Genomic DNA, 13,201 nt, shown 5'->3' on the forward strand with positions numbered 1-13,201 from the left:
ATCCAACTCCAACAAAACAAAAAGTTTGGAGTTCATCATGGCATCTAAAACATCTTCTGCACTTCAACGATATTCCGTCGACCAACTTAAAGTTGGCATGTACATTTCTTCGCTGGATGTGCCTATATGCAACACCCCGTTTCCGGTAGAAGGTTTCTACATTTGTACCGAAGACGACATTCTGAAATTAAGCAAGTTCTGTCGATCTGCAGAAGTTAACATCAAAAAAAGCGCGTTTGTTCAACAGTGCCACAGCGTCCTTCAGCTGGAAGTCGTTGACTTACCAAAGGCAATTACCACAGGTTACAATGCCGCAGCGCAGCAAGCTCAAAAGCGTTATAAGAAGCAACCTAAAAAGCCGAGTCGAGTTAAAAACCTGTTAGGACTGGGAATGATTGCTTTGGTGATGTGGTATTTCATCTGATCACCAAAGCCATAATTTATGGAAGTCGAGAAAGGAGGCTTAAACAGCCGTTAACTGCTTGGCAGTGTCAGGGATTCACGTGCATCTTCAATCGCAAACCGAATGTGATTATTCGCAGGCTTCACCTGTTTCAAGAAATTATCCGTTTTAGCACGATCTGTTTTGAACGTGCCCATTACTTCAATCATTCGACGCTGTACGTATTGTTTGGCCTGATCAAATTCAACAATCATCTGAGGCAAGGCTTTTGAACCCAAGTGCGTTAAGCTCGCTCTGGCCTGATCCTGCGTTTTCTTACTTGCACCGCCCAAGCCCCACACCATCAAACTGACGGATTGATCATCTGTGGCGTCAATTTGCTCAAGTACTTTTAAAAGAGACGATACCAGATGCGTAGGTTCCTGAACTTTATTCAAAGCCCGGATACGCTCTAATTTTTTAATGACTTTGTTCTTTATCGGTTTAGCGCGTTCACCATAAGCGACCAAAAATTCTGCGCCGGTTTGTTGTGTTCTTTTATCAAGATCAAACAACATTGCAGCACATTCTTTCAGAGAGCAGGCAGAAGAATTTGGCAAATCAAACCGAATAGACCATAAGTTCCGGGTCTTATCATTCGTTCGGGCAAGCTCCATCACCAAAGCCGCTTGGTCTTTATTGGAGTTAATGATGGATTTCAACGCCGCCATGCTCAGTTCAGGAGATTTTCTTTCCCGCTCTAAACGCTGAAACAAGCCATATAATGAATTACTCACCGCTTGGTTTATCACCACTTGATTAAAGTAGCTTTTCACGACATTCAATCGTTCTTCGTCAGGCTGTTTTTTATAGTAATTTGTCACGCTATTCGACAAGCGCTGGAGACCTGCGCGATTTATCTGACGACTCAAGCGCTCGTAATAGTCCGGCACCAATTCAGGTTGATAGCTCATTAACCTAGGCAAAATCGACGAAGACACCTGCGAAACAGTTGCAGGTTCATCCAACCCGATTTTATTCTGCCCGGTAAGATGAAGAAGCTCATCCAGCTGTGCCTTTAAGGCATCATGGGTTTGCTTTTGTGCATTACTTTTTTTGCTGGATTCAGAATACTTATGATCATCAAGCACCTGCGTGCCGTTGATCAGAGTGGCGATCACACTGTTTACAACGCCGGAATGCGTTAGAGCCAGGGTTTCCGTCACCACTTGCCATTCATCATCAGACAACCGATTAACTCGAATGGCGTAATTCAAAACATCCACCAACAGACGATCAATCAAAGAACTTTTTTCTTGTTTAATTTGCTCAAATAGAAATTGACGGTAGTCGTCATCATGAACACCCAAAGACTTGAAGTTATGAATAATCATGAACTGCCAATCATGGCAATCTTCATCAATGGGGTTATTCATCGCCAATTCAATGGCCTCGGCCACAGACTCTCTACGATGCGCGTTATACAGTAGCTTTTTAACCTTTTCCCTTGTGTCTTCACACACCGTAGTCTTGGCCGGAACATTCACCTGCTGAACATACACTTGCTGAATTGTCTCGATCAAATTATCGGTATCGACAATGACTTCGGCTTTAATATAAAACGTTTCACCGTTCCAACGTTCATCCAGAATTTTGGTTTGAGTGAACGCACGAGCGAACGTACCGTAGTTGGCTTTTACTTCTCGGGTCAGGACATCGTTTGACACGGTATCGTCCACTTCAAACGTCGATCGTACTTGCACCCCTACCTCTTGAATCAGTAGGGATTGAAGTTGCTGCATGGCGGCTTTACGGGCACTGACTTTGGAATCATTCTCACTGGCATTGTAGGTATAATCACGAACAAAAGTTTCAACTTCAGCCGTTGCCACCCCACAAAAGAAAATCATCAATAACAAAACAAAACGCAAACCAAACACCCCTTTCACTTTAGCTTCAATGAGCTTTTACCAAACAGAAAATACAACAACGGAAGATCATTTACTGAAGCGACGCCTGAATGGCGGCCTCCGCTAACAACCGATTGGAATTTAATGTGGGCAGTTCAGAATTACCATCATCAATGATTAATGGTATTTCGGTACAACCCAAAATAACAGCATCACAGCCTGAACGCTTTAAACCTGAAATCACCGACTGAAAATACAAAACGGATTCCGGCTTAAACACGCCATAAACCAGTTCTTCCATAATAATTCTTCCGATTTCCTGAATTTCTTCAGGTTCTGGCCGTAGCCAGGACAATCCGGCTTGATCTATTTTGTCTGGATACACCTGGCTTTCAACCAGCCAACGAGTACCTAAAATGCCCAACGTTTTATAACCACACGCCTTTGCTTTAGCAATAACGCTATCAGCAATATGCAACCAAGGTAATGGCGAGCGGGACTCCACATAAGAAAAAGCCTGGTGAATGGTATTATCAGGGCAAATCAGAAATTCGGCACCGGCACGTTTCAGCTTATGCGCCGAAGACAACATCAGATCGCCAATACCATTGAGGTCATTCTGATCCAGACAAACCACATAGTCAGCCAATGAATGGGTATGCATAGACACTTCGGGGTGGGAGTGAGAACCCATTTTACGAGGGCTTTCAGTACAAATGGTTTTATAACACAGTGCTGCCCCTTCTGCAGAACAGCCCACTATTCCAATGTGTTTTGAAGTCATTCCCTAACCTCTTTATGAAAATAAATACGACCTGAAACCCAATTATCAACTCATTGGTCAAACTACTTCATTACGGGTCTCATTGAAAGTTTTTCAAGAATTCAAAGCCATCAGCAGCCATTGAAGGGATAAACTCAGTCACTTCGTAATCTGCCAGCTCTGCAATGTAAAACGGGTCTTCTTTCAAAACAACGTTAAGCGCCTCAAGACTTGGAGCATTCGCCAATATCACGCCTCCTGTTCTTGGCACTTTCCGGCCTGATGCAATAAATACCTTCTCTGCATAATACTTTTCAAGGTATTGCACATGCGCATCTATATGTTGATCCACCTCGGACAAATCTTTTTTATACGTCAACGAAACTACAAACATCTCTTCCCTCAACTGACCGCTGAATTATTCCATTAAATATTCTGAATCGGCGCTAACAAAGCTTTTAAATGACCAACGTTATGCTGGTTAAATACCCGAATGCCATGTTGCTTTAACAGCGCGGCTACCACACCTGCTCCCGGCACAGTTTTACCACTAAAGCGGCCATCATAAACATCGGAACTGCCACAAGAAGGGCTCAACTCCGTCAACACAGCATACTGAATACCTTCAGCCAGACAAACCTCAAGCGCGATGTGAGCGCCCCGAATGAATTCGGCCGTCACATCAACCCCATCATTCCCCATGACGTTTGCCTTAGAGGTCAACACATCCTCCCCTGTGCCAAACTGAATTTCAGCTGGCGGCCTGGGTGTTGGTAATCCAGCCGCAACTTCCGGGCACAATGGAATGATCTCATGATTGCTCAACAACCACTCAAAGTCATCATTTTGAGCCTTTTTATCCGTACCGTTGTAACGGACTTTCGACCCAAGTAAACAGGCACTGACTAAGATTTTGATACGCAAAGTTTCCTTTATGACAGACAGAATGAAAACTCTAACCCTGAGAGCCAATACAAAAGTATCACATTTTACCTTCTGACTCCGATATGCATAGAGGCTGTCAGGCTCATATTTAAAATTTGTGCACTCAATCGACGTATTGATTTATGACAACGACTAAAATGCGCCCACTTTAGGTTAAGGATTAACCAAGTAGAAAACACGGAATGTTCAATGAGATACCTGTTCTCGCTTTGTTAAATCCCATCTGATTTTTTCTGAATTAATTCTATGGGTACGTTTTAAAATGTCTGGTCTATATATTTGCCAAAATGGCGATACACTGGAAAGTGTTTGTAACTCATCTAACAATCAAAATCTAACAAGCGATCTGAAAAGCTTAAACCCCCATCTTAGTCCCTCAAGTAATTTAAGATCGGGTCAGGCAATTATTTTACCAGGAAAAACGAATGAGGTAGGTTCAGCGTCTCAACGTTTTTTACTTCAAAGCTCTCCTTCAAGTATCCAAAACCTATCAAAGATAACGGAAACAATGACGGGCCACCAAGCGCTCGCGTTAGCAGAAGTGTCTGAAAGATTAGGATTAAGGGATATTGCTCCAGATTTGAATACGTTCGGTGGCGGTGGCTTAGGAGCCGCCACGGCCAGAGCAAGCAGCTTTCTAATGGCTTTAAAAAAATACGACGATGCCCTTGCAGAATATCATGGTTTTAAAAATCATCGCGCTGCGCCAAACACACTTTCAATGGCAAAGCTCAAGGTAGCCAACGCGTTCAAAGAAATGCAGATAAAGTTTAATAATGAAACGTTGAACTTCTTCAACAAATACCCTGCCAAAATGGAATCCTACACAATAGCAAGGCCAGGCAGACCTGTTATCATGGCTAACCGAACCATACCAATCACAACCTCTTCCGGAGCAACCAGTTTGGCCAAGTTTGCCAGATACGGTAAAGGTCTTGGTTATGGGATGGTAGCTTTAGATGGGTATTTCAGATATCAAGCAGTGGATCAAATGCGTTTAAACGGAGGTAACTGGCAGCGCGAAGCCTGGGCGCAAGGCGTAGGAATGCTTGCTGGGTTAGGTATTGGAGCCTATTCCTTCGCCTTCTTGTTAGGACCATTTGGAATAGTATTAGGTATTATTTTGGCTGGAGCGGTAGCTGTTATTTCTGATAAATTAATAGTCTCTAGCACACGTCATATTTATGATCAGATAGCATACTAATTATGAAAACATATGAAGCATTAGAGACCTTAATTAGCTTTGGTTCTGTTGGCTGTATACTTATTATATATGTCGCTTTGATATTTATCTCAGTAACGCTAGATCGGCGTTTAAAGAGAAAGTTCGAAAGCCACCCAGAAATCATTATTCAAGAGACTTGGTTTTTTCGAGTAGTTTCTATTTCCCTTAATGTTGCGATTAAAAATAGATCAAAAAACGACAGAGTAATGATACACCACTACAAGGGCTTTGATTTCAGAAGTTTTGCCACGTTACCCGAAAAGATATTCTGTTTTCTGTCCCTGTATGCTTTTATTGTTTTTATTATCATTCTGCTTTCAGCATACCCCCTTGAGTACTTAGGATTTATAAACTTAGGGCTACTTTAGCTTGCCCTAAAGTTAAGTATTAGATAGACATCATGACAAATTACGATTTATTTTCAGTGGTTTTTTCTTTTGGGGTAGCCGGTCTATTAATTTTGACTTGTTTTACATTAATACTTGTGAGCCTCACAGTTGATAGACGACTTAAAAAAGTATTCATTAATCATCCAGACATTACTGTACAAACAACTTGGTTTTTTAGAGTAATTAACATTGCATTAAATGTTGTTTTTAAAAGCAGATCGATAAACAACAAAATAATGCAATATCATTACAACGGGTTTGACTTTCGTAGTCACGCAACTGCTCTAGAAATCATTATTTGTTTCGTTTACGTATTTTCAGGCCTAGCAATGATTACTTTAGGGCTATTAGCCTACCCAGCGGAATACTTTGGTTTAATAGACTTTGATTTACTTTAGAGAAAATTTAAGGTTGGCAAATTTGTCAGCCGCTAGGAAGATATGACCAGAGTAGATTTAATAGAAATTTCTCTCGCGATCCTGGCCTTAGGCTCACTCGCTCTAATATACATGTCACTCATATTTTTAGCGTTTACATTGGATAGAAGATTAAAAATTGAATTTCAAAATCACCCAGATATCATCCCTCAAGATAGTTGGTTTTTCCGTGTTATTTGTATTTCATTAAATGTTGCACTAAAAAACCGATCTAAAACTGATAGGATCATGAAACACCACTATAAATGATTTGACTTCAGAAGTTTTGCCAATTCAATTGAAACTCTTTTTAGTATTATTTTTATGTATTCTTTCTTTACTTTACTTTTTTCAGCCCTATTCAGTTACATTTTAGACTACTACGGCTATGTAAATTTGGGACTATTTAGTTAGTCCATTTCTCTTTCCTGAATCCGTGACTTTTCAACCGGATTCAGCCTGTCAACTGATCTGATTCTTGTCTATTTCAGCGAATGATGAATAATTTGATAAAAAGTATGATGTTAAAAAGGGGCACTACAACGAAAAGTTCATACAAGCACAATAAAGACAATGTTTTCTGGCAACCATTATGAATGATGATAAAGCGCAAATAATACTAGAATGTTCAAAAGACTTACCAGCCACAACAATCAATACCCGACAGAAACCAGAATACTGGTTATCTCTTGCTTTCAAAATTCCTTTATGTAAAATGCGCCCCCGTAAACGGTTCTCTTAACTGAGATTAATAGGGAACACGGTTGAAATCCGTGGCTGCCCCCGCAACTGTAAACAGCGAGTTCCAATTCAAAATACCACTGAGCATTTTCTCGGGAAGGTGAGTTGGAGACTAAGACCTGTGAGTCAGGAGACCTGCCGTTGAACGCGTCACCTACCTTCAAACGGGGATGTTTGTCAGGGCGGATTCCGAAACGGTGACAATAACTCAATTATTGTTGCTGGAAGTGAGTCCGTGGTGTATGCCTCGTTGTTTCTCTGTTCCCGTTTTTTTGCGATCTCCGTTCGTATGGCGTTTGTCTGCTGTGCGTTGAACCTAAGGAGAAACGCACATCCAGCTCCTATTCCTGCACCCCAGGGCAATGACGGAGCGTAATTATGACGCCAAACAAACAAACAACATTATCATCTGCATTCAAGGTATTAATCCCCTCTTTGACACTCTGTTCTCAATCTCTGCTGGCATCGGAACCCGCTGAAACAGAGCACGCAATGGAGATTGTTGTCAGTGCTTCCAAAGTGGAAATGAGCCGTGCAGCAACCGGCAGCGCTATGACCGTGCTGGATTCAGAATACCTTGAGCAAAATCAGGTTCGAACCGTTTCGGACGCATTAAGAGACGTACCTGGTGTTGCCGTCAGCCGTAACGGTGCCGCCGGTTCTTTCACCCAGGTGCGTATTCGCGGCGCAGAAGCCAACCAAACACTGGTATTAATTGACGGCATTGAAGTGAATGATGTTGCCAACGGTTCCGAATATAACTTTGCTCACCTGATGAGCCTTGAGATTGAACGTATTGAAGTGCTTCGCGGTGCTCAAAGTGCGCTTTGGGGCAGCGATGCGATGGGTGGTGTGATCAACATCATCACCAAAAAAGGCAATGGCCCTTTGAACGGAAAAGTCAGCTTTGAGGCCGGCAGTTACGGAACACATCAGGAGTCATTCAACTTAAACTCAGGCAGTGATATCTACCACTATTCTTTGAGTGGTTCTCTTGTTCATACCGATGGCATTTCTGATGCCAACGAGAAAGATGGCAATCATGAAGAAGACGGTTACCGAAACGGCACGTTGAGCTTTCGTGGAGGCGTACAAGCGAACGACAATCTATCTTTTGAACTGAACCTCCGACATACAGAGGCAGACAGCGACAGTGATAGTTTTACTTCCGTTCCCGGATCAGCTGATCCCCGCCCAAGAGCAGTGGATGCTGACCAAAACGATGAAGTACGTCAGAAATTCGCAAGACTGTCTTCAAACCTTTCACTTTTTGATGATCAGTGGCAGCAGTCGTTTGGCGTGTCCAACAGCGACAGTAACAGAGAATCTTTCAAAGAAGGAACGCTAAGCTCAAAAAATAAAGGCAAGCGCAGAAAATATGAATATCAAAGTGATGTCTATTTTGAAAGCGATGCAGCATCATCCAACGTAGATCACCGAATAACCTTTGCAGCTGAACGCGAAGAAGAAAGCTTTTACACCAAAGGATGGTCCACGATTGATCGAGAAATGGATGCTTCCGGTTTCGCATTGGAGTACGGCGTGAGCTTAAATGATCAATGGTTTGCCACCCTAGCCGGTCGTCGAGACCTCAACAGTGAATTTCAAAACGATAATACCTATCGCTTTACCCTGGCAGGGTGGCTCTCATCTGACCTTCGAATTCACGCAAGTAAAGGCACTGGTATTAAAAACCCAGGGCTATACCAACTTTACGGTTCTAGCGAAACCTATAAAGGGAACGAAAACTTAAAACCCGAAAAAAACGTCACCTGGGATTTGGGGACTGAATACCATTTCGACGCCGTTGATGGATACATTGATGTAACTTACTTCCATTCCGACGTTCGAAATATGATCACAGGTGCCGGACAAACCTCCATCAACCTGCCAAGCGATTCTAAGATCAAAGGTGTGGAGGTCAGTGCGACACTCAACCCAGCGTACAACTTTAGAATCGACGCAGGCTACACCTATACGGACAGCGATAATGGCGACGGAAAAGAACTGGTTCGAAGAGCAAAACACATCGCAAGTTTGAACAGTAGCTACCTATTTCCAAACGACAAGACCCGGATTACCGGTGGCGTTCAATACAACGGCCAGCAAGATGACTTAATTTTTGATGAAAACTGGAACACCAGTCAAAAAACACTCTCCGAGTTTGCCTTGCTGAATTTAGCCCTGAGTCATACCTTGAATGACCAGGTCGAGTTTTTTTGCAGGGTTGAAAACCTGCTGGATGAAGAGTACGAGGAAGTGGCAACCTATGGCACAAAAGGCATCAACGCCATGGTAGGTGTAACGTTACGGGGCAGCTTATAAAGTGCCCTTCTCCTTTTTTCTTTAAATAAACTCTAAAAGAGAATAAACCATGCTTTCACTCACGAAACCCACGATATGCGGCCTGCTGATTCTTCTCAGTGGCATCTTGCTGTGGCTTTCAGAGCTGAAAGTAGGTTTATTCGATGCCAACGCGCTTTCCTCAACCGCCATACTGATCACAAAAGAAAGTACAAAAGAAAGTACAAAAGAAAGCACTGACGAAAGCGCTGGTTTCCCTATGGTATTAATTGATCCCACCAGGGAAGAAATTATTTTGCAAAAGCCACCTGAACGGATTATTTCCGTAACCTTAGGCACCGATGAAATTCTTCACGAACTGGTCGACCATCGCCGCATCGTGGCCGTCACTAATCTGGTCGATAACCCTCAGTTATCCAACATTCCCAACGTCTATCCACCACACATTAAGCGAATCAGCAGTGAAGTAGAATCCATCCTGGCACTTGAGCCGGACTTGGTATTCATAGGCGAATACACGCAAGCGGATACGGTTCGGTTATTGTTGAATGCTCAGGTTCCCGTGGTTCGGTTAGCTGGCGGTAATACCTTCAGTCACATTGAGAACAACATTAAAGTTGTGGGAAAAGTAACCGACACAGACTTTCAAGCCACTACATTGCTTAACTCGTTAAAACACACTAAAGATACCCACCAAAAGCTACAAAGCTCACATAAGCAAAGCCCACCCCGCGTCCTGTATTACAACCTGAACGGTTATTCCTCGGGCCAAAACACCACCATCGATGAAATAATTACCTTGGCTGGCGGCCACAATGTTATGCGTGAGACGGGCTTAACCGGAATACAAAAAATCAGTGCAGAAATGGCCATGGGCTTAGAGCCGGACGTTATTCTCATGCGAGGCTGGTCAATGGATTCAAAGTTAGATCCGGCTCAAACGTTAAAAAAGTTGCCCGCCTGGCAAAACGTGAATGCCGTTAAGAATAACCGGGTTTATGGCTTGAAAGGCGCGTGGGTTCTTTCTGTTTCGCAATACAGTTGGGATGGCATTCAACAGGTTTCTGAACTTCTGATCAAAGCGCATAACCCCAACAAAGTCCCCTTCATAAACACCCGCCCAATACCAAAGGATCATGCCCATGCGCCTTAATCCCTCAAGACCAATCACAAAACAAGCCTTCGGCTTATGTGTCTTGTTACTGCTATTAATCCTCTGTGTGATGATCAACATGGTTCACGGGCCAGCAAACATTTCTCTGAACCAGCTTTCCGGCATTTTGGCCAACCAATTTGTGGCCATGTTTGATTTAGAATTATTAAATACAGACCACATCAATATTCGCCCCTGGATGAATAATGTCATCCTGGATGTTCGTATGCCACGAATCATCATCGGCATATTTGCAGGTGCCTGCCTGGCCATTTGCGGCGCTGTAATGCAAGGGATGTTTCGAAACCCACTGGCCTCCCCTTCAGTCTTAGGCGTCTCCGCCGGTGCTTCATTGGGCGCCGTCATCGCGCTCTACTCTGGTCTTGCAGCCATAACAGTCTGGGCTTTACCCACATTTGCATTCATCGGTTCGGCCATCACTTTATTTGTAGTCTACCGAATCGCCAGCCACAGAGGCCAAACCACCATTGGCACTTTACTTCTGGCGGGCGTCGCTCTCGGGGCTTTAAACAGTGCTGCATCATCGATGATTCTGGCTTTATCGCTCAACAATTGGGATGTCGGCAAAACCATTGTCTACTGGACCATGGGAGGCATTGAAGCCCGGACCTGGGATCATGTTTTATTGATATTGCCGTTTGCTGTTTCAGGAATCAGCTTACTGTTGTTTTATGCCCGCGATTTAGACGCCATGTTGTTAGGGGAAACACACGCGGCCTCAATTGGCGTGAGTGTTGATCAAGTCCGAAGAAAATTACTGGTGATTACTGCACTTTTGGTCGGCGCTACGGTCTCTGTGTGCGGTGCCATTGGCTTTGTCGGATTAGTCGTGCCTCACATTATGCGTTTAATGCTTGGGCCCCATCATCGTTATTTGCTGCCCGCATCCGCCTTAGGTGGTGCAATCACGTTGGTTGGCGCGGACTTACTGCTTCGCTGGGCATTTACAGACCGGGCTATTCCACTGGGAGTCGCTACCGCAAGCTTGGGCGCGCCCTTCTTTTTGTTTCTTTTGATCAAAAAAGATTGGGCTTCAAAAGCCTCCATCTGAGTCAACGACAACAGGTTCGTCCTAATAGGGAAATACATGAAAAGTTTGATTTTAGAACACCTGAACAATCACCAAAGCAGCTGGAGTTTAGGCACGTTCGGTGCCTTAGGTGAGTTTCTCTACGATGAAGGGGAAGAACGGCTTATAACACCAAACGATCAATCACCAAACGATCCGCTCACCATTGCAACCAGCCGTGGCGCGCTGCGCATCGAAAACCTCACGGAATGCACCGCTGTAGCCTACGAAACCTCCCGTAAAGATCGCGACCTTTGGGGGCAAGCGGTTGCGTTTTGTTTGCCTGAAAGCTCAGCCAAAATGCATCACCGTGAAACCATTACCGAGCTCGGGCCTGATCAACACAGTATTCTGGAAGCAAACCAAGCTGATGTTTTGTTTGATTTAGGGCTAAAAACCCCTTACGTCGATGTCTGCATCCGAACCTCGACCCCAGAGTTAATCACCGCACTCAGAGCCGCTGAAGGCACCGACATTCTGGCTGAAGACAACGTTGCGTTTGGACATATTTTAAAACATCACCCACATAGAGCCTTTTTATCCCGGATAGGTCGCCTTGAAGTTTATCAGCCCATCGGGATCGAAAAATCCCCCGAAGGACCACACACCCACGTACTTCCTAAACTGCTCGCATCCGGTTTGCATCACCCGGCGAACTCCCCCATCCCTAAAGGGTTAATCTCAGGTCTGATGCTTTATCCTGCCTCTCCGTGTTTTGATGCAGTAGGAAATCAGACTCCATTCGATCTCAACGCCCATCAGTGTTTCCAACAAATACTCAAACAATATGGTCTGCCAGATTACCTCGATGAAAAAGAACGCATTATCGCTGCTCTGAATCATTCAGAAAGCGCCGGCAACTACCCTGCTCCGGCTAATCGCTTAAGACGGCTTGCCGCCAGAATAGCGCTACGCCAGCGATTTCATGTTGTAGGCGATTCCAACCAGCTACAACAATGGCGAACAAGGTTCGATCGACCAGAAAATAAATCTCAAGAAAGCCAACCAGAACACGCAGGAGCGCACGAATGACTTCAAAAAACGCCCCTCTTCTGAGCTGTACAAAGCTGACGTTTTCATACCCCAAAAACGTTGTGCTCGACAATATTTCACTCGAATTTGGCATACAAAGCCAACACCTAAATGCTCAGGAAAACAACAAAACCAGCGGTGAGTTTGTGGGCTTAATTGGGGCGAACGGTGCGGGCAAGTCCACCTTGCTTAAATTACTCACAGGCATATCAAAGCCCAATCAAGGGGAAGTAACACTCTCAGGCGCATCGCTGAAAACATTCAAGCGAAAACTCATCGCCCAATACATTTCATTTGTACCACAAGATACCAGCATTGATTATGCATTCTCGGTTCGGGAGGTAGTCGCAATGGGTCGACACCCGCATCTGAAGTCCTTTGAACCTGAAGGTGAGTACGACCAGTCCCGCATAATGCATGCAATGGAAAAGACCGACCTGCTCAAGATGGCCGATCGAAGTGTCACGGAACTGTCTGGTGGTGAGCGGCAACGGGTATTTATTGCCAGGGCCCTAGCTCAGGAAACGCCCATTCTCATCCTCGATGAACCCACCGCCAGCCTGGATTTGTGCCACCAGCTTGAAGTATTAGCGCTGCTGAAAACGTTGGCCAGAGAAGGACATGTCATCATAACGGCAATTCATGATCTGAACATGGCAGCGCGATTTTGCGACCGATTAATCATACTGGCGAACCAGCAAGTTGTAGCGGATGGCAAACCGGAAGAAATACTCACAGAGAGCCACCTTCGCCAACATTTCTCTGTGGAAGCCAGAGTCGATAAAAGCGACGAAGATGGGTTTATCCGTATAACAGCGTTACAGCCAGTAAGTCACATTTGCTCAGCGTAG

13 protein-coding genes and 1 riboswitch are annotated in these 13,201 nt (G+C 44.3%); of the genes, 9 read left to right on the forward strand and 4 right to left on the reverse strand.

Annotated elements, in window-relative coordinates:
* Positions 1 to 37: 37 nt before the first annotated feature.
* Positions 38 to 424, forward strand: coding sequence for a DUF3391 domain-containing protein (locus ABD744_RS18100; protein WP_344799975.1), 387 nt, complete (start codon positions 38 to 40; stop codon positions 422 to 424).
* 50 nt (positions 425 to 474) lie between these two features.
* Here ABD744_RS18100 and ABD744_RS18105 read toward each other — a convergent pair whose 3' ends face one another.
* The 4 genes from ABD744_RS18105 to ABD744_RS18120 all read right to left on the reverse strand — a co-directional run bounded on the left by ABD744_RS18105 (position 475) and on the right by ABD744_RS18120 (position 3,979).
* Complete coding sequence (locus ABD744_RS18105; protein ID WP_344799976.1) at positions 475 to 2,313, reverse strand: hypothetical protein; 1,839 nt, start codon at positions 2,311 to 2,313, stop codon at positions 475 to 477.
* A gap of 70 nt (positions 2,314 to 2,383) precedes the next feature.
* Complete coding sequence (locus ABD744_RS18110; protein ID WP_344799977.1) at positions 2,384 to 3,076, reverse strand: aspartate/glutamate racemase family protein; 693 nt, start codon at positions 3,074 to 3,076, stop codon at positions 2,384 to 2,386.
* Between the two features lie 79 nt (positions 3,077 to 3,155).
* Entirely contained in the window at positions 3,156 to 3,449 is a 294-nt protein-coding gene (locus ABD744_RS18115) for a YciI family protein (RefSeq protein ID WP_344799978.1), read from the reverse strand.
* Between the two features lie 32 nt (positions 3,450 to 3,481).
* Positions 3,482 to 3,979: a 2-thiouracil desulfurase family protein gene (locus ABD744_RS18120; RefSeq protein WP_344799979.1), complete on the reverse strand. Its 498-nt coding sequence runs from the start codon at positions 3,977 to 3,979 to the stop codon at positions 3,482 to 3,484.
* 283 nt (positions 3,980 to 4,262) lie between these two features.
* On the opposite strand from ABD744_RS18120, the gene ABD744_RS18125 reads away from it, so the two are divergent.
* From ABD744_RS18125 to ABD744_RS18160, 8 genes are all read left to right on the forward strand, one after another.
* On the forward strand, positions 4,263 to 5,204 hold the full coding sequence (locus ABD744_RS18125) for a LysM peptidoglycan-binding domain-containing protein (protein ID WP_344799980.1): 942 nt from the start codon (positions 4,263 to 4,265) through the stop codon (positions 5,202 to 5,204).
* Between the two features lie 2 nt (positions 5,205 to 5,206).
* The gene (locus ABD744_RS18130) at positions 5,207 to 5,593 is read left to right on the forward strand and encodes a hypothetical protein (RefSeq protein WP_344799981.1); all 387 of its coding nucleotides are present in this window, start codon (positions 5,207 to 5,209) and stop codon (positions 5,591 to 5,593) included.
* Positions 5,594 to 5,625: 32 nt separating this feature from the next.
* A complete protein-coding gene (locus ABD744_RS18135; RefSeq protein ID WP_344799982.1) occupies positions 5,626 to 6,012 on the forward strand; it encodes a hypothetical protein in 387 nt (128 codons plus the stop codon).
* A 731-nt stretch (positions 6,013 to 6,743) separates the two neighbouring features.
* Positions 6,744 to 6,928: riboswitch (cobalamin riboswitch) on the forward strand.
* Positions 6,929 to 7,149: 221 nt separating this feature from the next.
* Entirely contained in the window at positions 7,150 to 9,096 is a 1,947-nt protein-coding gene (locus ABD744_RS18140) for a TonB-dependent receptor plug domain-containing protein (RefSeq protein ID WP_344799983.1), read from the forward strand.
* A 49-nt stretch (positions 9,097 to 9,145) separates the two neighbouring features.
* Positions 9,146 to 10,228 carry an ABC transporter substrate-binding protein gene (locus ABD744_RS18145; RefSeq protein ID WP_344799984.1) on the forward strand — a complete coding sequence of 361 codons (1,083 nt, stop codon included), beginning with the start codon at positions 9,146 to 9,148 and terminating at the stop codon, positions 10,226 to 10,228.
* Positions 10,218 to 11,300 (forward strand): FecCD family ABC transporter permease, encoded by a 1,083-nt coding sequence (locus ABD744_RS18150; protein WP_344799986.1) that lies wholly within the window; start codon positions 10,218 to 10,220, stop codon positions 11,298 to 11,300. Before ABD744_RS18145 ends, ABD744_RS18150 begins: the two co-directional genes overlap by 11 nt.
* Before the next feature lie 36 nt (positions 11,301 to 11,336).
* Positions 11,337 to 12,350: a DUF6925 family protein gene (locus ABD744_RS18155; RefSeq protein WP_344799987.1), complete on the forward strand. Its 1,014-nt coding sequence runs from the start codon at positions 11,337 to 11,339 to the stop codon at positions 12,348 to 12,350.
* Positions 12,347 to 13,201: an ABC transporter ATP-binding protein gene (locus ABD744_RS18160; protein ID WP_344799988.1), complete on the forward strand. Its 855-nt coding sequence runs from the start codon at positions 12,347 to 12,349 to the stop codon at positions 13,199 to 13,201. The genes ABD744_RS18155 and ABD744_RS18160 overlap by 4 nt, the downstream gene beginning before the upstream one ends.

Origin of the sequence: Litoribacillus peritrichatus, assembly GCF_039537985.1 — a bacterium.
Taxonomy (GTDB): domain Bacteria; phylum Pseudomonadota; class Gammaproteobacteria; order Pseudomonadales; family Litoribrevibacteraceae; genus Litoribacillus; species Litoribacillus peritrichatus.